This is a genomic window from Acidovorax sp. A1169 (assembly GCF_030704685.1).
Classification (GTDB): Bacteria; Pseudomonadota; Gammaproteobacteria; order Burkholderiales; family Burkholderiaceae_C; genus Acidovorax.
The window spans coordinates 141,951-164,700 of the sequence record NZ_JAUZDX010000014.1; the positions used below are offsets into that span (position 1 = coordinate 141,951).

At 63.9% G+C, this 22,750-nt stretch carries 19 protein-coding genes; 3 read left to right on the forward strand and 16 right to left on the reverse strand.

Annotated elements, in window-relative coordinates; all coding sequences use genetic code 11:
• Positions 1-99 precede the first annotated feature (99 nt).
• From QYL93_RS21455 to QYL93_RS21520, 14 genes are all read right to left on the reverse strand, one after another.
• Positions 100-810 (reverse strand): SDR family NAD(P)-dependent oxidoreductase, encoded by a 711-nt coding sequence (locus QYL93_RS21455; protein ID WP_305745554.1) that lies wholly within the window; start codon positions 808-810, stop codon positions 100-102.
• Positions 811-861: 51 nt separating this feature from the next.
• The gene (locus tag QYL93_RS21460; protein ID WP_305745555.1) at positions 862-1,836 is read right to left on the reverse strand and encodes an alpha/beta fold hydrolase; all 975 of its coding nucleotides are present in this window, start codon (positions 1,834-1,836) and stop codon (positions 862-864) included.
• A 52-nt stretch (positions 1,837-1,888) separates the two neighbouring features.
• A complete protein-coding gene (locus tag QYL93_RS21465) occupies positions 1,889-3,049 on the reverse strand; it encodes an ABC transporter substrate-binding protein (protein WP_305745556.1) in 1,161 nt (386 codons plus the stop codon).
• Between the two features lie 61 nt (positions 3,050-3,110).
• Positions 3,111-5,264: a D-(-)-3-hydroxybutyrate oligomer hydrolase gene (locus tag QYL93_RS21470; protein WP_305745557.1), complete on the reverse strand. Its 2,154-nt coding sequence runs from the start codon at positions 5,262-5,264 to the stop codon at positions 3,111-3,113.
• A 76-nt stretch (positions 5,265-5,340) separates the two neighbouring features.
• A complete protein-coding gene (locus QYL93_RS21475) occupies positions 5,341-6,414 on the reverse strand; it encodes a branched-chain amino acid ABC transporter permease (RefSeq protein WP_305745558.1) in 1,074 nt (357 codons plus the stop codon).
• Between the two features lie 16 nt (positions 6,415-6,430).
• Positions 6,431-7,462: a branched-chain amino acid ABC transporter permease gene (locus tag QYL93_RS21480; protein ID WP_370877016.1), complete on the reverse strand. Its 1,032-nt coding sequence runs from the start codon at positions 7,460-7,462 to the stop codon at positions 6,431-6,433.
• Positions 7,459-8,193: an ABC transporter ATP-binding protein gene (locus QYL93_RS21485; RefSeq protein WP_305745559.1), complete on the reverse strand. Its 735-nt coding sequence runs from the start codon at positions 8,191-8,193 to the stop codon at positions 7,459-7,461. Before QYL93_RS21485 ends, QYL93_RS21480 begins: the two co-directional genes overlap by 4 nt.
• A complete protein-coding gene (locus tag QYL93_RS21490) occupies positions 8,190-8,963 on the reverse strand; it encodes an ABC transporter ATP-binding protein (RefSeq protein ID WP_305745560.1) in 774 nt (257 codons plus the stop codon). The genes QYL93_RS21485 and QYL93_RS21490 overlap by 4 nt, the downstream gene beginning before the upstream one ends.
• Before the next feature lie 93 nt (positions 8,964-9,056).
• Complete coding sequence (locus QYL93_RS21495) at positions 9,057-10,532, reverse strand: PHB depolymerase family esterase (RefSeq protein ID WP_305745561.1); 1,476 nt, start codon at positions 10,530-10,532, stop codon at positions 9,057-9,059.
• A gap of 175 nt (positions 10,533-10,707) precedes the next feature.
• Positions 10,708-11,904: a substrate-binding domain-containing protein gene (locus QYL93_RS21500; RefSeq protein ID WP_305745562.1), complete on the reverse strand. Its 1,197-nt coding sequence runs from the start codon at positions 11,902-11,904 to the stop codon at positions 10,708-10,710.
• A gap of 152 nt (positions 11,905-12,056) precedes the next feature.
• Complete coding sequence (locus tag QYL93_RS21505; RefSeq protein ID WP_305745563.1) at positions 12,057-13,565, reverse strand: sigma-54-dependent Fis family transcriptional regulator; 1,509 nt, start codon at positions 13,563-13,565, stop codon at positions 12,057-12,059.
• Positions 13,566-13,666: 101 nt separating this feature from the next.
• Complete coding sequence (locus tag QYL93_RS21510) at positions 13,667-14,686, reverse strand: alpha/beta hydrolase (RefSeq protein ID WP_305745564.1); 1,020 nt, start codon at positions 14,684-14,686, stop codon at positions 13,667-13,669.
• Between the two features lie 12 nt (positions 14,687-14,698).
• The gene (locus QYL93_RS21515) at positions 14,699-15,196 is read right to left on the reverse strand and encodes a nuclear transport factor 2 family protein (protein ID WP_305745565.1); all 498 of its coding nucleotides are present in this window, start codon (positions 15,194-15,196) and stop codon (positions 14,699-14,701) included.
• A gap of 71 nt (positions 15,197-15,267) precedes the next feature.
• Positions 15,268-16,371: an alkene reductase gene (locus QYL93_RS21520; RefSeq protein WP_305745598.1), complete on the reverse strand. Its 1,104-nt coding sequence runs from the start codon at positions 16,369-16,371 to the stop codon at positions 15,268-15,270.
• A gap of 104 nt (positions 16,372-16,475) precedes the next feature.
• On the opposite strand from QYL93_RS21520, the gene QYL93_RS21525 reads away from it, so the two are divergent.
• Positions 16,476-17,447, forward strand: coding sequence for a LysR family transcriptional regulator (locus tag QYL93_RS21525; RefSeq protein ID WP_305745566.1), 972 nt, complete (start codon positions 16,476-16,478; stop codon positions 17,445-17,447).
• Between the two features lie 239 nt (positions 17,448-17,686).
• Here the strand turns inward: QYL93_RS21525 and QYL93_RS21530 are convergent, their stop codons facing one another.
• Both QYL93_RS21530 and QYL93_RS21535 read right to left on the reverse strand, forming a co-directional pair.
• Positions 17,687-18,601, reverse strand: a complete 915-nt coding sequence (locus QYL93_RS21530; RefSeq protein WP_305745567.1) for an amino acid ABC transporter substrate-binding protein — start codon at positions 18,599-18,601, stop codon at positions 17,687-17,689.
• Positions 18,602-18,611: 10 nt separating this feature from the next.
• Positions 18,612-19,040, reverse strand: a complete 429-nt coding sequence (locus tag QYL93_RS21535) for a VOC family protein (RefSeq protein WP_305745568.1) — start codon at positions 19,038-19,040, stop codon at positions 18,612-18,614.
• A 510-nt stretch (positions 19,041-19,550) separates the two neighbouring features.
• On the opposite strand from QYL93_RS21535, the gene ggt reads away from it, so the two are divergent.
• On the forward strand, positions 19,551-21,299 hold the full coding sequence (ggt, locus tag QYL93_RS21540; RefSeq protein WP_305745569.1) for a gamma-glutamyltransferase: 1,749 nt from the start codon (positions 19,551-19,553) through the stop codon (positions 21,297-21,299).
• A 514-nt stretch (positions 21,300-21,813) separates the two neighbouring features.
• Positions 21,814-22,749 carry a LysR substrate-binding domain-containing protein gene (locus tag QYL93_RS21545; RefSeq protein WP_305745570.1) on the forward strand — a complete coding sequence of 312 codons (936 nt, stop codon included), beginning with the start codon at positions 21,814-21,816 and terminating at the stop codon, positions 22,747-22,749.
• Position 22,750: the final 1 nt, after the last annotated feature.

A 22,750-nucleotide genomic window follows, 5' to 3' on the forward strand; every position in this document is an offset into this window, starting at 1 on the left:
GAACAGAGAAACAGCGAGGACAAAAAGCCTTCGCATGGTGTACTGCCTGGGCCTAACTCTGTGTAGGCGAACACCGCAAATACCTACCGCGGGGCAGGCTTACCAGGGCAATGGCTGCCCGCCGTATGCGTAGAAACCACCCGTGCATTCGGGCGTGAGCCCATCGATCACACGCAGCATGTCGGCCGCCGCGTCCGCCGCCGGCCGGCCGATCTCGGCGCCGCGAAACGGGGCCGACAGGGCAGAGTCCACCGTGCCGGGGTGCAGCGCCACCAGCACGGCCTGTGGGTTGCCGCGCTGCACCTCGATGGCCGCGGTCTTGAGGAACATGTTCAGCGCCGCTTTCGAGGCCCGGTAGCTGTACCAGCCGCCCAGCCGGTTGTCGCCAATGCTGCCCACCTTGGCCGACAACACCGCCAGCACGCTGCGGTCCTTGGCCAGCAGCGGCGCAAAATGCGCCATGACCAGCGCCGGGCCCATGGCATTGGTGCGCAGGCAGGCCTGCATCTGCGCATAGTTGAGCTGACCCAGGCGCTTTTCTGGCATGCCTTCGGGGCCGTGCAGCATGCCGGTGGCGACGATGACGAGGTGAAACGGGCCCTGCGGTGCCAGCGCTGCCGCCGCCTCGGACACTGTGGCTTCGTGCGCGAAATCGATGGGTGGCAACGTGCTTCTTCCCAGTCCGACCACCAGCGCACAGCGCGGGTCGGCCTGCAGGTGCTGCACGAAGGCACTGCCGATGCCGCCCGAGGCACCAAGGACGAGGGCGCGAAAGCCCTGCGGGAAAGAACGAAGGTGGTCTGTCAGCATGTCAAAGGGAGGCCCATACCCCCATCATGCACCAGGGCCAAGCCATCGTTCTCAAGGCCATTGCAGCCGGGTAGGTGCCCGGTACTGCGAACGCGGCAGCGCGCTGGCCGCAGGCCCACCCGCCGTGCGCACCAGCGCAGGCTCCGCAGACCCAGGGTCCTGCACGCCGTGCACGAAGAAACGGTCCACCAGCGCATAGTGCTCGGGCACGTTGAGGGCCGGGGCATGGCCGCAACCGGGCACCTCGATCACGCGGGCCTGGCCGCGGGCGCCAGGGCCGCGCATGAGCATCTCGATGGTGGTCTCACGCAGCACCAGGTCGGAGTCTTCGCCGCGCAGGCACAGCACGGGGATGTCGAGCGCGTCGTAGTGGTCCCAGATCAGGTAGTCGTTGGCATGGTGCGTGAACTGCTGCACCATGGCCGGGTCGTAATGCGGGGTCACGCGGCCGTCGGGCAGGCGGCGGGTGCTGGTCTCGGTCAGGCGGCGCCACTGCGCATCGCTGAGCCAGCCATAGGGCTGGTAGACTTGGCGGAAGAAGGCCTCCAGTTCCGCCACGGTATCGAACGCAGGCGGCTGGCCCGCATAGGCCTTGATGCGCCCGAGCGCATCGTCGGCCAGGCGCGGTGCGTTGTCGTTGAGCAGCAGGCTGCGGATGCGGCCCTTGAGCCCCGGCTCAAACAGGCCCGAGGCGCACACGGTGCCGATGGCTCCGCCCATGGAGGTGCCCACCCAGTGGGCCTGCTCGATCCCCAGTGCGTCGAACAGCCCCGCCGCGATGCGGGCGTAGGAGCGCAACTGGTAGTCCTGGGCCGGCTCACGCGCCCACTGGCTCAGGCCGCGGCCGATGGTGTCGGGGCAGATCACGCGGTAGCGGGGCGCCAGGTGGGCGGCCAGGTCGTCCATGTCGCGGCCGGTGCGGGCCAGGCCGTGCCAGGCCACCACCACCGGGGCATCGGGCGCGCCCCATTCGGTGTAGTGGATTTCATAGCCGGCGCAGGTGGCATAGCGCGATAACGGGGTCATGGTGGACAACCTTGTGAGTCAGTGGATGGGACGGCGCAGTCGAAGACTGCCCCTATTTCATAAGTCGGCCGTTGGCGCCTATGACGGTCACTTCGACATACCGCGAGCCGATGCGGTTGGTGGGCGAATAGCCCAGGCTGATGCCGCCCAGGTCGTAGTTCTGCAGTGATTCGAGCGCTTTGACCACCTTGGCGCGCGTGGGCGCGGGGCCGGCGCGGCGCAGCGCCTCGACCAGCACCTTGGCACCCAGGAACTGCTCGAAGCTGGTGTAGTTGACCTCGGCCTCGGGCGCATACTTCTTGAGCAGGGTCTGGTACTCGCGCACCACGGGCAGTTGCGGGCGGAAGGGGTAGGGCACCACCTGGCTGATGCCCAGGCCATGCGCATTCTTCAGGCCGGCGAGCTTCACGAGTTCGGTCGGGTCCACCACCGAGATGTTGTACAGCTGCGCGCCGCCGCCCTGCTCGCGGTAGCGCTGGATGAAGGCCGCCGCAGGCTTGTTGATGGCGATCATGATCACGGCATGCACGTCGGCAGCCTTGATGGCCTTGACGGCATCGTCCACCTTGTCGGTGTTGCGCTCGTAGCCGGCCGAGACGACGAGTTTCAGGTTGCGCCGCGCCAGCGCCGCCTCCACGCCCGCCAGGCCGGCCTTGCCGAAGCCATCGTCCTGGTACATCACGGCCACGCGGTTCATGCCCAGCGTGGTCAACTGCTGCACCATGTGCTCGGCCTCGTCGCCATAGCCCGCGCGCACGTGAAAGATCCAGGGGTTGAACGGGCTGCGCAGCGACTCGCCCCCCGTGTAGGGCGCCACCAGCGCGGCACCGCCCTGCTCCAGCACGCCGTCCGTCAGCAACTGCGTGACGTTGGCCGTGCCGGCAAAGCCGTAGAGCGCCACCACCTCGGGTTTGGCCAGCATCTCGCGCGTCAGGCGCACGGTGTCGGGCACCTTGTAGCCATCGTCCACCACCCACTGGCGGATGGTGGCGCCATGCACGCCGCCCTGGGCGTTGATGGCGTCGAAGTAGATCTTGCCGCCCAGCACCATCTGCGTGCCCGTGCTGGCCAGCACGCCCGACAGCGGCGCCACCTGGCCCACCACCAGCTCGGCGGCGCGCACGGGCACTGCCATCAGCGCCAGCAGCCCCGTCAGTCCGAGTATCCCCAGGGCCGCGCGCATGCAGCGGCCCCATGTGTTCCATGTGTTCATGTCCGTCCTTTGTGCCACCGGGTGCGGCAACGCGCCCGGCAGCTTTGTTGTTGTAGGGTCGTTATTCGGGGATCGCAATGGCTCCGGCTGCCGTCACGGCGATGGCGTTGCCCGCGCTGGGCACGTCGACCAGCGGCGGCACGTTGGCGGCGGTGATGGCCGGGGCGCTGCCTGGTGTGCCGCCACGCGGCACGGTGCGCACCACCTGGCTGGCGGGCAACGCCTTGCCGGTGGCCAGGTGCTCGTACACGGCGTCGAGCGCGCGGTTCAGGTACACGTGCAGCGGCACGTAGCGGGTGTCGTAGCCGGGCAGCACCGTGGGCAAGCCGATGAAGCTGTCGAAGTGCTGGGCGTTGGCCACCTCCACATAGCTCAGCTTGCTGGCCGCACCCTCCACGCGCTTGTTCAGCGCGGTGTAGGGGCGCGAGGTGTGGCTCACGGGCAGCAGCGCATCGGCGCGGCCATGCACGATGATGGCAGGCTTGCCGCGCAGGTTGCCATTGCGGCGCGTTTCATCGACACCGGCCTGCAGCTTGCGGGCCGCGGCATCGGTGCCGGTGACCAGGTTGCGCAGGCACACGGCACCCTCGGTGTTCCAGTCGAACGCACCGGAATCGGCCACGGACAGGAAGTCGCGCGCCGGGCCCTGCCTGGCGCGGTTGTTGATGAGCTGCACGCCGCCCGCTGGCGGCACGCCGTTGCCGGTGGCGAACATGCCGGCCAGCGCGGCGGGGGCCGCCAGCGGGGTGACCGCACCGGCGGTCGTGGCCCCTGCATAGCTGAAGCCGCACAGGTGGTCCTGCACGCTGGCGCGCGAGAGCGAGTTGGCAAAAGTCACCGCGACCGCAGGCGCCACCTCGAAGGCCGCGAGCGAGGCATGCAGGTCGTTGGACTCGGGCTCCCAGCCGTAGGCGCGCAGCTTTTGCAGCGATTCTTCGGCCTGGGCCGCCGTAGTGTCGGCCGTGAGCAGGCCCCGCGCACGCAGGGCCGCGCAGCGACCCGGTGCGATGGGCAGGGCCGCACCGGCAAAGCCTGCGGCGAAGGCGGCGGCATACGGGCTGGTGCTGACCGAGGGCGCCAGCGAGGCGCAGGCCTGGTACAGGTTGGCCTGGGTGGTGTAGTCGATCAGCGGGCGGCCCGTGACGGCGATGGCCGTGCCGCCGCGCTGCACGGTGATGCCGGGGTTGGCGGGCAGTTCCACCGCGGGCTCGGACACGGCCACGCCGCTGATCAGGCCCTGGGTATCGAGCTCGGCCGCTGCAATCGCCGCGCCGCCGCCGTTGGAAATGCTGGACGCGATGACGATGGTGTTGCCCGGTGTGAGCGACTTGATGCGCTGGCCCGACACGGTGAGCGAGCCATGGCGCTCGTTGAGCACGTAGTAGCCGAACTCCACCGCCTGCAGCGTGGTCGTGCCCCAGTCCTTCTCGGCGTTCTGGCCCGAGTGCGCGTGCTTGAAGGCAAAGCGGTTGGGCGTGGCGGCGTTGAAGGCGGCGAGCTGCGCGGGCGTGAGGTTGGCGTTGAAGGCGGCGCTCTTGCCGGCCGCAGCGGCCGTGGTGCGCGTGCCGTCGATCAGCGGCACGGTGTCGTTCTGCAGGTCGTGCGGGGCGGCGCCCGTGCCCTTGTCGGAATAGGCCACGGCGCAGCCGCGCTTGAGGCCCCATTCGCCGGTGGAGATGCCGCCGTACACGCCGCGCGAGCCCGATGCGGTGGCCGTGATCATGCACGCCCGTGCGGGGTTGAAGCTGTCGGGCACCTGCACCATCAGGGTCACGTTCTGGCGGCCGCTGCCGTCGTCGGCATAGGCGATGTACTCGGTGCCGGGCACCTTGCCATCGCCCGTGGTGACGCGGCCCTGGGCATCGACGTTGGGGCCATACAGCGTGCCGTAGCCGCCGGCGGCGGTCATGTCCAGCATGGCGCGGTAGTTGTTGTAGATGGCGGCGCGGCGCAGTTCGGCCCCGGTGGGCTTGAGTGCATCGGCGTAGGCAGGTGGCGTGGCCGAAGCCAGGCCACTCGCACCCAGGCCGGCGGTCAGCAGGTCGTTGCTGCTGCCGTCGTAGCGGGTCTCCGTGATGCTGCCCAGGTAGGCGGGCCGCGTGTTCACCCCGCCCGTGCTGTCACTGCCCCCACCGCCACCGCAGGCTGCGAGCACTGCGGCGGACACGGCCAGCATCGCGGTTCGTTGCGTCGTCTTTTTCTTCAGGCATTTCATTGCGTTTGTCTCCGAGTTGTGTTTTTCTGAACTTCTGGAACGCAGCTTCACCCCGGCCAGGTTGGGGGCCTGGCCCTCACGCCACCTTGCGCGCTGCTGCCGCGCGCAGGCGCCCCACCACCCCGGTGGGGAAGTAATACACCGACAAGACGAAGAGCACGCCCAGCCACAGCAGCCAGCGGTCGGGCGAGAGCAGCGCCGACAGCCATGGCAGGCCCGAGGCCGCCTCGCTTGCGAGGCGCAGCAGGTCCTGCAGGTAGCTTTGCGCAATGAGGAAGAGCACGGCGCCGATGGCCGAGCCGTAGATGGTGCCCATGCCGCCGATAACCACGATGAGCAGGCAGTCCATCATGATTTCGAAGGACAGCGAGGTATCGGGCCCGTTGTAGCGCAGCCAGAGCGCGAGCATGGCGCCCGCGCAGCACGCGAACAGAGCCGACAGCACGCTCGACGTGGTGCGGTACACCACCACGCGGTAGCCGATGGCCTCGGCACGGAACTCGTTTTCGCGAATCGCCTGCAGCACCCGGCCAAACGGCGAGTTCACGATGCGCAACAGCGCCAGCACCAGTGCCACGGCCACCACGAACAGCAGGTAGTAGCACAGCAGCCGCCCGTCGAGCGTGACGCCCAGGAAGGGCTCGTCGAAGGGCTCGAAGCTCGGCGACAGGATCTCGGGCACCTTGAAGGTCAGCCCATCCTCGCCGCCCGTGATGTCCGACAGCTGCGAGGCCAGCGTCTGGAACGCTGCCGCCACGGCCAGCGTGATCATGGCGAAGAAGATGGCGCGCACGCGCAGCGAGAACAGCCCCACCGCCAGCGACAACAGCAGCGAAAGCACCAGGGCGCCGCCCAGGCCCACGGCCAGGGCCGACCAGGTGGGCCCCATGCGCGTGGTGGCCACCGCGATGCCATAGGCCCCGATGCCGAAGAACATGGTGTGCGCAAAGCTCACGATGCCGGTGTAGCCCAGCAGCAGATCGAAGCTGGCGACCAGCACCACGAAGATCAGCACCTTGGCCGCCACGGACAGGGCCTTGACGCCAGGGAACAGGAAGGGCGCGAACGCCAGGCCCAGGAAGATGGCCACGAGGATCACCGCCAGCACCTTGCTGCGCGGGTAGTCGCCGGAGAGAAGTCGATTCAGCATATTGGTCGGCTCCTGTTCAGCGGTTGGCCACGGGGTAGACGCCCTGAGGACGCCACAGCAGGATGGCCACCATCAACGCGATGTTGGAGAACAGCGCCACCTTGGGCACCAGAAAGCCGGTGTAGTTGGCCATGAGCCCCACCAGCAGCGCGCCGATGAGCGCACCGCCCGTGGACCCGAGGCCGCCGATGATGATCACGATGAAGATCAGCACGTTGACCTGCGCGCCCATCTGCGGCACCACGTTCTGCTGGTACAGCCCCCACATCACGCCGCCCAGGCCCGCCAGCGCCGAGCCCACCACGAACACGCCGATGAACAGGCGCCGGATGCGGTAACCCAGCGACTCGACCATCTCGCGGTCCTGCACGCCGGCACGGATCAAGAGGCCGACCTTGGTGCGCGACAGCGTCCAGGCCAGCACGGCAAAGACCAAGAGGCCCACGGCCACCGCCACCAGGCGGTATTTCTCGATGGCCGCATCGCCGATGAGCAGCGCGCCGCGCATGCCCTGGGGCAGCGGCAGCGGGATTTGCTGCGGGCCCCAGATGACCTTGATCAGCTCTTCGCCGATGATCATGCCGCCCATGGTGATGAGGATCTGCTTCAAGTGCTGGCCGTACACCGGCCGCACGATGAAACGCTCGAACGCCAGGCCTACGGCCCCCGCCACGGCCATGGCCACCAGCATGGCCGGCAACACCGCCACCATGTTGCGCCACAGCTGATCGGATCCCGTCCAGTCGCCCATGGCACCCAGCACGCTGGTGGCCACGAAGGCACCAAGCGCGATGAACACGCCGTGGCCGAAGTTGAGCACGTCCATCAGGCCGAACACCAGCGTCAGGCCCGAGGCGATGATGAAGATGATCATGCCCATGGCCAGGCCCGCCACGGTGAGCGTGAGCCAGGTGCTGGGCGAGCCGATGAAGGGCAGCACCAGCAGCGCCAGGGCCGGCACCAGGGCCAGCGGCTTCCAGTCGAAGTCGCGCAGCATGGCCTTGGTGGCGCCGGTGGTGGATGTCGTTGTCGTCGTCGCGGTGCTCATAGTGCCAACCCCAGCAGCGATCGCTGCAATGCCTCGTCCGCAGCCAGTGCGGCCATGCTGCCCGCATGCACCACCTGGCCGTTGTCCATCACGGCCACGGTGTCACCGAGCCGCTTGGCGAAATTGATGTTCTGCTCGACCAGCAGGATGGTCACGCCGCTCTTCTTGAGCTGGTCGAAGGCCTCGATCATGTTGTTGATGATGGCCGGCGCCAGGCCCTTGCTGGGTTCGTCCACGATGAGCAGGTCGCGCGGCTCGACGATGGCGCGGCTCACGGCCACCATCTGCTTTTGCCCGCCCGAGAGCTTGCCTGCGGGGTGGTTCCAGAACTTCTCCACGGCGGGAAAGAGCTTGAAGATCCATTCGAGCCGCGCGCTGTCCATCTGCGCGGCATTCTTGGCATTGCGCGCGGCCAGCAGCATGTTCTCCTTGACCGTGAGGTCGGCGAAGATGCCCATGTTCTCGGGCACGTAGGCGATGTTCATGCCCGCGATCTGCGGGGTGTTGAGCGCCGTGATGTCCTTGCCACCGAAGTGGATCGTGCCCTGCGACGCATGCCACAGGCCCATGATGGTGCGCAGCGTGGTGGTCTTGCCCGCGCCGTTGCGGCCCAGCAGCATGGTGAGCTGGCCCTTGGGCACGGCCAGATCCACACCGTGCAGGATGTGGTACGCCCCGATGTGGGTGTGCACGCCCTTGAGTTCGAGCAGATTGTTGGTAGTGGTGGTCATGCTGCCGCCTCCTTGGTCACACCCAGGTAGGCTTCCTGTACCACGGGCGAGGCGATCACCTCGGCCGGTGCGCCGTCGGCCACCAGGGTGCCGTTGGTCAGCACGATGATGCGGTCGGCCAGCTCGCGCACCACGTCCATCTTGTGCTCCACCAAGAGGATGATCTTGGTCTTGTCCTTCTTGAGCTCGCGGATCAGGTTCAGAATCACGGGGGCCTCGTCATGGCTCATGCCAGCCGTGGGTTCATCGAACATGTAGACCTGCGGCTCCAGCGCCATCAGCAGTGCCACTTCGAGCTTGCGCTGGTCGCCGTGCGGCAGGCTGGCGACGGGCGTGTCCTGCCGGTCCAGCATTGCCACGGCCTGCAGGATGGCGCGGGCGCGGTCCGTCAGGTCGCAGTGGTCGCTCCAGATGCTCCACAGGTTCAGCCCCCGGCGGTGCTTGCCCTCCTGCGTGGCCTGCACGGCCAGGCGCACGTTCTCCAGCACGCTGAGGTTGGGAAACAGGTTGGTGAGCTGGAAGGCACGGCCCAGGCCCGCATGCGTGCGCGCCGAGACCGACTGGCCCGTGAGGTCTTGCCCGCCCAGGGTGACGCTGCCCGCGCTGGCGCGCAACTGCCCCGAGATGAGGTTGAAGTACGTGGTCTTGCCCGCACCGTTGGGGCCCACGATGGCGGTCAGCGTGCCAGGCTCGAAGGAGCAGGTCACGGCGTTGACCGCCACGTGGCCGCCGAAGCGGATGGTCAAGTCCTTGGTGGACAAGGTGCTCATGGGTAGTGCGTCGCTTTCACAGGTCGTCGTCTTTCAGGTGTGCCGGGCGCCCTGCCCTTCGCGGTGCCAGGGCGCACGGGGTTCGGCGCATTGTCAGGGGCAGGTGCCGATGACGTAGTAGTTGGTGGCCGTCTGCTTGAGCGTCTTGGTCACGAAGATGTTCCACAGCCCCATGCTCTGGTTGGATCCCAGCGCAAAGGTGTAGCCGCCGGCCACGTAGGCGCGGCCCGCCATGGTGTGGGCGTAGTTGCTGGCCGTGGTGCAGGTGGCCCCGCCGCCGGGCGCTGCCAGCGTAGTGCCGCTGGCGGCGCTGGACGTGGCGCCCTCGGCACCGTTGGCGTCGGCGGCGCGCACCGTCCAGCTGTAGGTGGTGGAAGCAGCCAGGCCGGTGTCGCTGTAGCTGGTGGCGTTCACGGGCAGCGCGTTGACCTTGTTGGCGTTGCGGTAAACGTTGTAGCTGGCCGCGCCCGAGACGGCGGCCCAGCCCACCTGCATGGAGCTGGCCGTGGCGCCCGAGGTGTTCACGCCCGTGGGGGCCGGCAGCGCGGGGTTGGTGGGCGGCGTGGTGCCGCCGGCCGAGACCTGGTCCACCATGGCCTTGATGGCGGCCATCTGCGGGCCGGACTTCTTGGCATAGTTGGCGCTGTCATAGCCCCACCAGTCAAAGCAGCTGTTGGTGGCCGCCAGGCTGGTCTGCGGGTAAAGCATGACGATGTTGTTGGTGTCGGCCCAGCGGTTGTAGCCGGTGTTGCGCACGTACTGCTGCTGCACGTCGCTCACGTTCTGCTTGCAGCCGTGCAGCACCACATGCAGGCGACAGGTCTCGGTGCCGCCGGCCTGGCAGGCCTGCGGGATGTAGGCCCAGCCGGTGGTGGCCATGCCGTGGTTGGTGATGAACTGGTTCTGGTTGAACTCGACGTAGTTGCCTGCGGGCAGCGTGGCGTTGTTGCGCGCGTTCAGCGTGCCGTACAGGTGCTGCAACATGGCGCCGGCCAGGTCGAAGTTGCAGTCGCTGATGTAAGGCGCGCCCTTGGTGGAGCAGCCGTTGCCATAGTCGTCGGTGACCATGGCGTGCTCGGCCGCGATGTCCTTCTTGTAGACCACGTTGGCGGCCGGCACGAAGCTGTTGTAGTAGGTGCGCAGCGCGTCCATGGAGCCGGTCTTGACCACGCTGTCCAGCGTGCCCGAGAACAGGTAGACCTTGGAGGCCTGCATATTGGCCACCGGGTCGATCAGGCCCTGGCTGGCCCAGGTGTTGGTGGTGTTGACCAGCGTGCTGGTGGGGATGCCGGCGGGGCTGGCCATGCAGCGGCCGGTGGCGTTGACGATGGAGCCCTCGGCACAGTAGAACGGCCCGCCCGCGACCACGCCCGCGCCCTTGGCGAAGGTGGCCGAGTAGGCCACGTGCAGCTGCACGGCCATGAAGCCGCCGGCCGACAGACCCGACACCGTGGTCTGCGTCTTGTCGATCTTGAGTGCGGGGAGATTGACGGCAGCGAACGCACTGCCGGTTGCGCACAGCGCGATGGCAGCACCTGCTGCGGCCACCCGGATGAAATTGAAAGCCATGTTGTCTTGTCTCCAAATAATTTTGAGAAAGTCTGACCCAGCCCCCGTGTAGACCCGGGGGTTCATGCATCAATTCACTGGAAAAAAAGGGGCGGCCGCCCCTGCGGGATGAACCCTGGAGTGCGGTACCTGCGTACCGCGCGCTCCAGGCCACGCAAACCGTATCCGGTTGCGCTTATCGCTTGTTGCGAATCGGCACGTTCATTTCTTCAGGCTTGATCTCGCGCACCAACTCGGGCACGCCCCAGGCGAAGGCCGGGTCCACCTTGATCTTGAAGTGGTACATGCTCTGCATGGCCTGGTGGTCTTCCTTGCGGAAGGTCATCTTGCCCTTGGGGGTCTCAAAGCTCATGCCCTCCATGGTCTTGATGAGCTTGTTGGTGTTGGTGTCGCCACCCGTGGCCTTGAGGGCCGTGACCAGCGCCATGGCCGAGCTGAAGCCCCCGGCGGTGAAGAAGTCCGGCGGGGTCTTGAACTCCTTGTAGTGCGCGGCCACCAGGGCTTCGTTCACGGGGTTCTTGGGGATGCCGAAGTAGTAGTAGGTCGCGCCTTCCATGCCGGGGAAGTTCTTGTACGCGGCCATGGCCGGCAGAATGTTGCCGCCCGTGGCGATCTCGATGCCGTAGCGCTTCAAGTCCATGTCGGCGATCTTGAAGGGGTTGCCCGCGCCGGCCCAGATGATGAAGATGACCTTGCGGCCGGGCACGTCCTTGAGCTTGTCGATCAGGCGCTGGGCACCGGCGGTGAAGTCGGTGGTGGTGGTGGGCAGGTACTCCTCATGGGCGAGCTTGGCGTTCTTGAGCGCGTCCTTGAAGGCCTTCACGCCGTCGCGGCCGAAGGCATAGTCCTGCGCCAGCGTGGCCACGGTCACGCCGGCCTTGTCGATGGCCACGGCGTTGGAGATGGCGTCCTGGCTGCTGTTGCGGCCAGTGCGAAAGATGTACTTGTTCCACTTGTCGCCGGTGATGGCGTCGGCCACGGCGGGCTCGACCAGCAAGATCTTCTTGTACTCTTCGGCCACGGGCAGCAGGGCCAGCGCCACGCCCGAGGACGTGGGGCCCACGGCGATGTCGGCCTTGTCATCGGAGTAGGCCGACGCCAAGAGGCTCTTGCCCAGGTCGGGCTTGCCCTGGTCATCCTTCTCGATGACCACGAGCTTCTTGCCGTTGACGGTCATGCTACCGCCGGTGGCGTAGTTCAGGCCCATCAGCAGGCCGGTCTGGGTCTGCTTGCCATAGGCTTCGAGCGGGCCGGTCTTGCTGTAGACGTGGGCGATGCGGATCTCGCCGGACTGGGCGAATGCGGGGGCGGAAAGCGTGGCGGCGGCGGTAACGGCTGCAGTGGCGAGGGCGACCAGGGTGCGACGGTGCATGGCGATGTCTCCTTGTTGTGATGCCTGAACATTGCACAGTTCGTGCCAGGGCACAAGCTGTTGATTTGTATGATACTTTCGCTGACACCTGGACAGCACCGTCCAAATATCAGACAATACAATTGTCCATATTTCAGACAAATGCCTGAAATTTATTCAGGGTTTTCCAGACGTCCATAGAGCGTGGCGCGCGAGATGCCGAGCTGGCGCGCGGTGGCCAGCTTGTTGCCGCCATGGGCCTTCATGGCGGCGGCGATGGCGCGCTGCTCCAGCTCGGCCACCTGCTCGGCCAGGGGGCGCAGATAGCGCGATGCGTCCTCGGCCTCGGCCACCACCACGGAGGTGGTGTCCTGCACCGGCGCGGCAGGCTCCACGCCCGCCTCGCGCAGGATGCGTTCGAGCTGCGCGGCGTCGATGGACTGGCCCTCGCTGCGCATCACGGCCTGCTCGATCACGTTGCGCAGCTCGCGGATGTTGCCGCGCCAGGGCTGGCCCGCCAACAGGGCCATGGCAGCGGGCAGCAGCTCGGGCGGCGGCGTGCCGTTGCGCAGCGCCAGGTCATCGCCCAGGGCCTCCACCAGCGCCGGGATGTCGCTGCGCCGCGCACGCAACGGCGGCACGCGCAACGGCAGCACGTGCAGGCGGTAGAACAGGTCTTCGCGAAACCGCCCCTCGCGCACCAGCCCCGCCAGGTCGCGCGAGGTGGCCGCCAGGATGCGCACGTTGAAGGGCACCAGCTTGTTGGAGCCCAGGGGCTCTATCTCGCCCTCCTGCAGCGCGCGCAAGAGCTTGGCCTGCAGGCTTTGCGGCATGTCGCCGATCTCGTCGAGGAACAAGGTGCCGCCATCGGCCAGCTTGAACTTGCCGTCGCGGCCCTTGGCCGACGCGCCGGTGTAGGCCCCGGGCGCCACGCCGAAGAACTCGGCCTCCAGCAGCGTGTCGGGCACGGCGGCGATGTTCACGCTCACAAAGGGGCCGCTGGCACGGCTCGATGCGGCGTGGATGGCATGGGCCAAGAGCTCCTTGCCGGTGCCCGTCTCGCCCAACAGCAGCACCGGGCTGCTCGACTGCGCCGCGCGGCGCGCCTGGCGCTTGACCTCGGCGGCGGCAGGGCTGGAGCCAATGAAACTGGCAAAGGTGTACTTGGCGCGCCGCTCGCCATCGCCCGCCACGGCCAGGGTGCGCCGGCGCTGGCTGGCCAGCTCGCGCCGCGCATCGTCCAGGTCGCGCTGCAGCAGCGCGAACTTGCTGATCAGGGGCTGTAGTGTGGTCTCGGGGTGGTCGAAGAGCACGATGCCGATGGCACCGATCACGCCGCCCTCGTCGTCGCGCAGCGGAATGCGGCTGACCACGAAGGTGCCCGCCTTGTTGGTGAGCAGGTCGATCAGCACCGGGTTGCCCGTCTCCAGCACGCGGCGCATGCCGGTGTTGGGGATCACCTCCTCCACCATGCGGCCCACGAACTGGTCCACCGACGAGAAGCCCAGGTCGGGCAGAAAGCGCTGGTAGCCCTCGTTCACCCAGACGATGCGCCCGCTCAGGTCCACCAGGAACATGCCCTGGCTGACGCTGGAGAACAGGTGAAACATCGACCGCGCCGCGAGTTCGAGAATGCCCTGGGCATCCAGCGGCAGTGCGGGGGCGTCGTCGAGCAAAGGCATGCGCGGATGGTAGCAAGGTATACGCAGCCGCTGACCACCCCCACCCCACCGCAGTCCAGCGCTAGGGCCTAGAACAAATCGCTTGTTCCTTGCATCTGAAATTACTTGCCCAGGTGCGCCTTGAGTTCTTGCGATGCCTGCGCAATCGCGCTGCGGGGCGCCGGCAAATGGCTGAACATGTTCGACAGGCCAAAATCGTGGATCATGCCGTTGTAGCGCACCGTCTTCACCTGCACACCCGCAGCGTCGAGCTTGCGGCCGTAAGCTTCGGCTTCATCGCGCAGGACATCGAATTCAGCAGTCTGGATCAGCGTTGGCGGCAAGCCCTTGAGCTGCTCGGCCGTCGCCTGCAGCGGCGAAGCGTAGATCTGCTTGCGTGCCTGGGCGTCGGTCGTGTAATGGTCCCAGAACCACTCCATCAAGTCCTTCGTCAGGAAGTAGCCGTTGGCAAACTCCTGGTACGACGGCGTGTCGAAGTTTGCATCCGTCACAGGGCACAGCAATACCTGCGAACGCAGTGCAGGCACGCCCTTCTCGTTCGCCATCAAGGCAACCACGGCAGCCAGATTGCCGCCCGCGCTGTTGCCAGCCACAGCAAGGCTCTGGCCGTCGACATGGATCTCCTTGCCATGCTCGGCCACCCATTTCGTTGCGGCATAGGCTTGCTCGATGGCCACGCCGTATCCCGCCTCGGGCGACAGCGTGTAGTGGACGAAGACCGCCACCGCGCCCGAGCCTGCCACCAGGTCACGCACCAGCCGTTCGTGGGTGGGGAAATCCCCCAGCACCCAGCCACCGCCGTGGAAGTACATGAACGCGGGCAGGGTTTTCTGTTGGCTGCCGGCCGGGCGCACGATGGTCAATTTCAGGTCGCTGCCATGGATGCGGATCATCTTCTCGCTGACGTCCGCCGCCGGCAAGGCAACCTGGGGGGCGGCCTGGGCACCCACCAGCGCGGCGCGGGCATCGATCGGCGTCATGCTGTCGAGCGTTTTGGCGCCTTCAAGGGATTGCAGGAATGTTGCCGTGTTGTGTTCGACGCCGGGCCTGTCGGCTGCACAGGCGCTACCAACCGCCAGGGTCAGGACGGAAACGGCGACAGCGGAGGTTAGGGTATCCATGATGATGGCTGGTCAAGGCGCCACGTGCGCCTGGAAAATCTTGCTCACCACCGTCCACTGGCCATCAACCTTCAACAGATGGAAGAAGTCGGTGAACGAGATGCCCGACATGCCGTTGGCGTCTATGCGGGCGCTGGCCGCCGTACCCACGATCTCGATGCGGGTGATCGCGGCCTTCGCGTCAGGAGACGGGCGGAAATCCTTGTCGATCCCCTCGAACAGGATCGGAATCGCGCCGCCGGTCAGCTTGCCATCGGGGCCGACGCTGTACATCGTCGCCTGTGGGCTGAAAGCAGACTTCATGATGCTGCTCTTGGCCTGTTTGCATCCCTCGATGTACTTGTTCAGCACTTCGGAGATGGCTTGGTAATCTTGCACGTACGTCGGCTGGCTCATGGTTTTTCCTTGGTTGGCTTGGGGTCGGGTTGGCGTGTCTGCGGCGTGGGCGGCAACGCCCATGCCGACAGCCATCGCCGCGAAAATAAAAGTCTTGATGAAAGTCGTCTTCACTCGGTTACTCCTTTAAGAGTCGCAATGACTCGTCGATTCGACATCGGAAATTGGGTCAGCAGATAACCGGATCAATCTGCCAGTGCAGGCCAGTCGGTATAACCTTTGGCGCCATTGCCGTAATAGGTTTCACGGGGAGCCACGGCCAGTTCAACATCCTCTTTCAAGCGACGGACCAAATCGGGATTGGCAATGAACGGACGGCCAAACGCCACGGCATCGACCTTGCCTGCCAGGCGGCGATTCACCGCCAGCGCAAGGTCATAGTTGTTGTTGCCGATGTAGGGGCCTTTGAACCGTGCGCGCAATGCGTCGAGGTCCACGCCTTCAGGCACAGTCCGCGAGGTGGCTGTGGCACCCTCGACAAAGTGCATGTACGCCAGTTGGAAGCGATTCAACTGCTCGATCAAATAGCCGTACGTCTGCATGACCTGGCTGTCCAGAGGCGTGTTGCCTGCGTCCGGCGTCACAGGGGAGAGCCGAATACCGACGCGGTCGTGGCCCCAGACCTCAACCACCGCCGCAGTGACTTCCAATGTGAGCCGACTGCGATTCTCGATCGTGCAACCATATTCGTCACTGCGCCGGTTTGTAGAATCGCGCAAAAACTGATCCAGCAGATAGCTGTTGGCGGAGTGCACTTCGACACCGTCGAAGCCGGCCCGCTTTGCACACTCTGCGGCGTGCCGGTACTGCGCGATGACGCCGGGAATTTCGGACGTTTCCAGTGCCCGTGGCATCGACACATCCAGCATGCCCTGCTCGGTGTAGGTCTGTCCTTGCGCACGAATCGCCGACGGTGCCACCGGCGCTGCCCCGTCGGGCTGCAGGTCCACATGCGAGAAACGGCCGACATGCCACAGCTGGCAGACGATCAGGCCCCCGGCTGCGTGCACCGCGTCGGTCACCTTTTTCCAGCCGGCGACCTGCTCGTCCGTCCAGATGCCAGGCGTCAGTGCATAGCCGCGCCCCTGCGCAGAGATATTGGTGGCCTCGCTGACGATCAGCCCCGCACTGGCCCGCTGTGCGTAGTAGCGGGCATGCATTTCGTTGGGCACGCCGTCGGTGCCCATGCGGCTGCGGGTGAGCGGTGCCATGACGATGCGATTTGCAAGCGCCAGCGCACCCATCCTCACGGGCGAAAAGAGATCGCTGCAAGAGTTGCCAAGCGCCATTTTTTGTTCCTTTTGAGCAACCACGTTGCGTTGTGAATTCATGTGATGCAGGAAGTATGGAGGCCGGTGATAATGACGTAAATAGTCACAAGCATAGATAGAGTATGAACAAAAAGCTCACAATAGATGATGCGATGCAGGCCGGCCTTGCGGGTGTGGCAGCCGCCTCGCCACCGGTGCACCTTCCGGGGCTTTTGACGTTCGAGGCGGCGGCCCGCCATTTGAACTTTGCCCGGGCGGCAGCCGAATTGGGCGTTACGCCGACAGCGGTGTCCCGCACCATCAAGGCTGTGGAAGCGCAATTGAATGTGCGGCTTTTCAATCGAACCACGCGCAGCGTCGGCCTGACCGAAGCGGGTGCATCCCTGCATTCGAAATTGGCACCCGCGCTCGCACTGATCAAGAACTCCTTGGCGGAGACTTTGCTTGCGGCCGATCAGCCGTCCGGCACGGTGCGGGTCAACACGTCATACGTCGCGTACCGCATGTTGATCGAACCGCATCTAGAAGACTTCCTGGCGAGTTTCCCGTTGATCCATGTCGAGATATCCCTGGACAACCTGCTCGGCGATATCGTTAGCGCCGGCTTTGACATGGGCATACGCATGGGCAAGAAAGTGCAGAACGACATGGTGGCCATGCAGCTGGGATCGGTACAGAAAAGAATTTTGGTTGCCGCCCCGAACTACTTTCAACATCGCAAGGAACCCAGGTCCCTCAATGATCTGTTGAAGCACGACTGCATTCGGCAACGCTATTCCGTGGGAGGCCGGTGGTACGAATGGAGGTTCGATGCAAATGACCAAATGGTGCAAATCGACGTGCAAGGGCGTCTTCTATTCGACGAGATGCGATCTGTCGTGGACGCGGCTGTGCAAGGTCTCGGCATTGGCTTCGTGCTTGAGGAGTTTGCAAAGCAAGAGTTGGCCAGCGGCCAGTTGCGGCAGATACTGAAGCAGCACAGCGCAATGGACGACGCATTTCACTTATATTACCCCCATCGCACGCGTATGCCTGGGAAGCTGCGAGCATTCGTCGATTTCATGCGAGCGGCCAATAATGCCCAATCGTTCTGATCCATGGTCGCCCCCCCTTGCCTCAGCTGCCCGTGACACAGTCACAGCATGCACCTCTGCACAGAAATCTACAGCCGACGGATCAGGCAGGAGGTCGGCCCCTGCCTTTACCTATTGGGACCATGATGTCTAAGCTCTGGCATCCCTTGCGTATTGCATTGATTGCCGGCCGTCCTGTAGCCCGCAAGCACCCTCGTGCGCCTTGGAGTCAGCAATCACCTACTGACGGTAGCTTGCACTTACTTGACTTCGTATGCTTCCATTGGCTTGTCAGAGGGACCTTTCCAAGCTGCTTGAGTCAAAGCGTTTGGAGGCAGGCCCACCTTCAAGCTGCTAGGCGGAATCGGCTTCATGAACCATTTGTCATACAGGCGCGCGGCTTCGCCGCTCTGAGCAATGGCCAGAACGCTCTGGTCTACCAGCTTTTTAAAGCCCGGATCGCCTTTGGGCAGCATGATTGCAATAGGCTCGACACTGAGCACTTGGTCCAGCAATTCGTACTGTGAAGGGTCTTTGCTCTTGGATATCAGGGTCGCAAGGATTTGTCCGTCAGCGATGAATCCCTGCACGCGATCGGACTCAAGCAAGAGGAAGCCTTCGCTATTGTCTTTGGCAAACAATTCGCCAACCTCCCCGCCACCGCCGTCACGCTTGAGCTTGCGCAATTGCTGCACTGCGGTGCTGCCTGATGTCGCGCCAACAGTCTTGCCGATCAACTGGGATGTGGAGGTAATGCCGGAGGCCTTCTTGACAGCCACGCGCACCCCCTCCACATAGAGCGTCGGTGCGAAGGCAACGTCCTTCTGGCGAGCAGTGTTGTTCGTGGTGGTACCGCACTCGATGTCGACCGTCCCGTTTTGCACCAGCGGAATGCGGTTCTGTGGTGTAACAAGCAGGTATTTGACGTCGAGCTTCTGAACTCCCAGCGCCTTTTTCACATCCGCTATGACGCGCTCGCACACTTCGACATGAAAGCCCGTGTAGACCCCAGGCCCCAGCGTATACGACATGGCTCCAGAGCCATCGCGGACACCCATGGTGATGACTCCGGAATCTTTGATCTTCTTGAGCGTGTCGGTCTGGGCGACTGCATTCCCCAGGAAGCACAGGAGCGCCGTCGCGGTTGCGATCGGAAGAAGGAGTTGGTTCTTCATGTCATCACCCTTATTTTGCGAACAGCGAATCGAGATCCGCGAAGGACTTCATTTCGACGGCATTGCCGGAAGGGTCGAGGAAGAACATCGTGGCTTGCTCACCAGGCTCCCCCTTGAAGCGGATGTAGGGCTCGATGACGAACTTGGTCTTGTTCGCGACGAGCTTGTCGGCCATCTTCTGCCATTGGTCCATGGGAAGGATGGCGCCGAAATGGCGCACAGGCACGTCATGGCCATCTACCGCGCTACTCGACTTGTGACCGCATTCGTCCGGGGCCAAGTGGGCGACGATCTGGTGCCCATAGAAATCAAAGTCAACCCATTCGGGTGCGCTGCGTCCTTCAGGACATCCCAGCAGTTCACCGTAGAAAGCACGAGCCTCTGCAATATCACGCACGGGGAAAGCCAAATGGAACGGGATTCGTTGTGGGGTGGTCATATGAAAGCGTTTGGGGTGTTGATGTTTCCAAACTTTATCCATGATCCAAATCAATGAAAATCAATATTTTTCGTTGATTAGCATCAATTTTAATTGTCAATTGATGCCAGGATGGTTGCGAAGTCACCAGCATGCTTTTGTGAACAGCGCGTCGCCGATGCTCAGCGAGAGCACGCCACGAACTTGAGATGGCGCGAGGTACAGGCAGCCTATGCACGCGGTTTGTGTCGGACCGCTCTTCCCATCAAGCGCGCACCCTGCATGCAAACACACGGCGACACGTGAGCTTGGCCCAATCCCATTTTTTCGGGCGTTCACACACGGCAATTGCGCCCAGCCGGATGCCCGCTCGCGCCAGATTGAAAGCCACATTCAGGTTTCTCTGCGAGTGGACTCCAGAACTTCAAATTGTTCGAGCAGCAAAAATAGTGATGCTGAGTTCAATTATTCATCGACCTAGACAGTGGTCGTTTTCACTAGATTCAGCATGTCAAAACCCACGGAGTCATCATGGAGAAATTCAATTCTGTTAACGGCGGACGGCGCGGCCTTGTGGCCTCAGCGTTGCTCGCAGCCCTGCTCGCAGGTTGCGGCGGCGGAGGGAGCGAAAGTAGCGAATGCAACGCCTCCACCTTGCTGACCGCCGCCGCGGTTTCGTCGCCGGACCGCTTTGGCGCGCAGGCCGCAAAGCTGATGTTGGACCAAGGTGGCAACGCGGTCGATGCTGGCGTCGCGGTGGCGTTCGCTTTGTCCGTGACCCTGCCATCTGCCGGCAACATCGGGGGCGGTGGGTTCATGACGGTCTACATGGATGGCAAGCCATACTTCATTGACTATCGGGAGAAGGCGCCCGGCAAGGCAACCCCGACGATGTACCTCGACGCCAACGGCGAGGTGATCCCCGGATTGAGCTGGGATGGTTCTCTCTCGGCCGGTGTCCCCGGAACCGTCGCAGGCATGCAGGCGGTCCATCAGAAGTTCGGAAAGCTGACCTGGAAGCAGGTGATGGCTCCCGCTATCGACTACGCGAGGAATGGCTTCACGGCATATGCGACCGCCGAGCCGACAAGCGCCGGCCGCCGCGTGAATTTCAACGACTATTTCGGCGGAAAGATGGTAGCTGGGCAGCTGTTCAAACAGCCCGAACTGGCCAACACCTTGCAGCGTATCAGTGACAACGGCGCAGACGAGTTTTACAAGGGTGCGACAGCAGACTTGTTGGTCGCGCAGATGGGACGAACCAAAGGTCTGATATCCAAGGCCGACTTGGCCGACTACAAGCCAGTGTGGCGCAATCCCGTGACCATAGACTGGAACGGCCTGACGATCTACACCTCACCGCCGCCGAGTTCGGGCGGCTTTGGCATAGGCCAGTTGCTGAAGATGAAGGGCTTTCTCGCACCCCAGTTTGCCAGCGCGCCGCTTAACTCGGCCCAATACATTCATCTGACTGCAGAGATGGAGAAGCGACTCTTCGCCGATCGAGCCCAGTACCTCGGCGACCCCGATTTCTACAAGGTTCCGATGGCACAGTTGCTGGATGACACCTACCTTCGGGGCCGTGCAGCTTCGGTCAACCCACTTGTGCCGACGCCAGTTGCGAACGTGAAGCCAGGACTCGGCTTCGACTATCCGACACCTATTTCGGCAGCCGAGAAGCCCGAAACGACGCATTTCTCCATCGTGGACAAATGGGGCAATGCAGTCTCCAACACCTATACGCTGAATGGAGGCTATGGCAGCGGCATCGTCGTCGAGGGAGCGGGATTCTTGCTCAACAATGAGATGGATGATTTCTCTGCCAAGCCGGGTGTGCCCAACCAGTACGGAGTGGTTGGCGCGGACGCCAATTCGATTCAGCCGGGCAAGCGCCCCCTGTCTTCCATGAGTCCAACCATTGCAACCAGGGACGGCAAGGTGGCTCTGGTGCTGGGTACGCCTGGCGGGTCGCGGATCTTCACCAGTGTCTACCAAGTATTGGTCAATGTTTTCGACTATGGTTTGCCGATCGACCAGGCGCAAGCCGCGCCGCGCTTCCACCATCAGTTGCTGCCTGACAACGTGATCTTTTATGAAGCCAACAAGTACTCTGACTCCGTAAAGGCCGATCTCACACGACGCGGCTGGATCCTGCAGGACGGCGTAGGCGGCGGGCTCAACATCGAGGCCATCCAGGTGGTGGGTCGCACGCCGATGCCGGTCACCGATCCTCGCAGTCCAAATGGTTTGGCGCTGGTGATCCCGCCTCTTAAGAACTGACGATTCAGGCCATGAACGAGTGTTCGCCAACGCGTCGACCACTCGTCTCTGGAAACGCGACAGGTCTGCGCAGCAAAAGGCTTCGACGCGAAGCGCTCGAAACTCGACGATCGCTCGGTACCCAAGCGGACCCATCAAGGCGTTTCCAACGCAATCATCGCTTCTTGTCAGAACAGCACGCATTTCTGCGAAAAAATGCTTCGGCGAAGCACTACGGACGGGCTGCAGCACAGCGGCTCCATCCAAAATCGCTCGCACACGCTTTAATGCGCTCTTGGAGCACCTGTTCATCCAAACTGCGGGGAGCGGGCGTGGCAGAAGGCATCGAAGCGAAACGCTCGAAAGCCGAGGATCGCAGGGTAGTAACAACAAGCCCAGGGCAGGCCCCTGGGCGCGGGAAGCAATACCCGACGCAACCGGTCTATCGGGCGTTGCAGCCAATGCTCCTTGTGCCGCACTCGCTCCAGGAGTTGCAGACGCCCATTTCACTCGATTGACATGAGGAGCACGAACCTTGATTACAGCGCTGAAGACCTTCATTGCCGTCTGCAAGCATGGCACCTTTGCGGCGGCCGCTGAGCGTATTGGCCTGACCCAATCTGCAGTCAGCAGCCAGATCAAACGGCTTGAGGAATCTCTGGGGTTTGAGCTCTTCGACCGCACTGGCCGCTCTGCCACGTTGAATGCATCAGGACACACCACTCTTGCGCGCGCCGAAGAAATCTGCGCGCTGTACGCGAAACTCGGAGATGCGCCAAGCGGCAGCTCTACCAGGGGCCTCTTGCGCATCGGCGCTATCGCTTCGACCCAGTCGACTCTCCTGGCCCGCGCGCTGGAACGCCTGCGCGGTGCTTACCCCATGGTGCGTGTACATGTGTCGCCTGGTGTTTCCATGCGACTCATGGACGATCTGGATTCCGGCAAGATCGATGCAGCGGTCATCATCAGGCCGCCGTTTGGCATGCTTCCAGAGCTGACTTGGGCAGCGTTGGTGCATGAACCCTACGTGCTTGTCGTTCCAGACTCCATAAAGGGAAAGGACTGGCGCGAGCTGATTCAGGGGCAACCTTTTCTGCGCTACGACCGTGCCTCGTTCGGAGGGCGGATGGTCGAAGGGTTTCTGAGGCGCGAAGGGCTTGTGGTCAACGACGCGATCGAAGTCGACGAGATTTCCGGGCTCATCCATTTGGCATCCAAGGGGCTTGGCGTGGCGCTTATTCCAATGGTCGAGGCGCACCTTCCTTTACCGCCGAACCTTCGTGTGATTTCGCTGGGCGAAGCTACGTTCTATCGAGAGATTGGCCTTCTGCAACGCAAGCCACGTACAACGCCTCCCATCGTCGCGCAGTTTGCTCAATGCCTTCGAGATGCGTCCGAGGAGCGAACACACACGGCGGGAACTTCGAAAGGGATCGGACGGAAAGCAGCTGAGAAGGTGCGACCAACGTGAG

What these genes read in the sequence shown, in the direction of transcription:
- QYL93_RS21480 (WP_370877016.1), bottom strand. Translation starts at nt 7,462, where the DNA reads ATGAGCACCGCGACGACGACAACGACATCCACCACCGGCGCCACCAAG.
- QYL93_RS21490 (WP_305745560.1), bottom strand. Translation starts at nt 8,963, where the DNA reads ATGAGCACCTTGTCCACCAAGGACTTGACCATCCGCTTCGGCGGCCAC.
- QYL93_RS21465 (WP_305745556.1), bottom strand. Translation starts at nt 3,049, where the DNA reads ATGAACACATGGAACACATGGGGCCGCTGCATGCGCGCGGCCCTGGGG.
- QYL93_RS21475 (WP_305745558.1), bottom strand. Translation starts at nt 6,414, where the DNA reads ATGCTGAATCGACTTCTCTCCGGCGACTACCCGCGCAGCAAGGTGCTG.
- QYL93_RS21520 (WP_305745598.1), bottom strand. Translation starts at nt 16,371, where the DNA reads ATGGCGCTTGGCAACTCTTGCAGCGATCTCTTTTCGCCCGTGAGGATG.
- QYL93_RS21500 (WP_305745562.1), bottom strand. Translation starts at nt 11,904, where the DNA reads ATGCACCGTCGCACCCTGGTCGCCCTCGCCACTGCAGCCGTTACCGCC.
- QYL93_RS21495 (WP_305745561.1), bottom strand. Translation starts at nt 10,532, where the DNA reads ATGGCTTTCAATTTCATCCGGGTGGCCGCAGCAGGTGCTGCCATCGCG.
- QYL93_RS21505 (WP_305745563.1), bottom strand. Translation starts at nt 13,565, where the DNA reads ATGCCTTTGCTCGACGACGCCCCCGCACTGCCGCTGGATGCCCAGGGC.
- QYL93_RS21535 (WP_305745568.1), bottom strand. Translation starts at nt 19,040, where the DNA reads ATGACCACCCCACAACGAATCCCGTTCCATTTGGCTTTCCCCGTGCGT.
- ggt (WP_305745569.1), top strand. Translation starts at nt 19,551, where the DNA reads ATGGAGAAATTCAATTCTGTTAACGGCGGACGGCGCGGCCTTGTGGCC.
- QYL93_RS21485 (WP_305745559.1), bottom strand. Translation starts at nt 8,193, where the DNA reads ATGACCACCACTACCAACAATCTGCTCGAACTCAAGGGCGTGCACACC.
- QYL93_RS21455 (WP_305745554.1), bottom strand. Translation starts at nt 810, where the DNA reads ATGCTGACAGACCACCTTCGTTCTTTCCCGCAGGGCTTTCGCGCCCTC.
- QYL93_RS21470 (WP_305745557.1), bottom strand. Translation starts at nt 5,264, where the DNA reads ATGAAATGCCTGAAGAAAAAGACGACGCAACGAACCGCGATGCTGGCC.
- QYL93_RS21510 (WP_305745564.1), bottom strand. Translation starts at nt 14,686, where the DNA reads ATGGATACCCTAACCTCCGCTGTCGCCGTTTCCGTCCTGACCCTGGCG.
- QYL93_RS21460 (WP_305745555.1), bottom strand. Translation starts at nt 1,836, where the DNA reads ATGACCCCGTTATCGCGCTATGCCACCTGCGCCGGCTATGAAATCCAC.
- QYL93_RS21525 (WP_305745566.1), top strand. Translation starts at nt 16,476, where the DNA reads ATGAACAAAAAGCTCACAATAGATGATGCGATGCAGGCCGGCCTTGCG.
- QYL93_RS21530 (WP_305745567.1), bottom strand. Translation starts at nt 18,601, where the DNA reads ATGAAGAACCAACTCCTTCTTCCGATCGCAACCGCGACGGCGCTCCTG.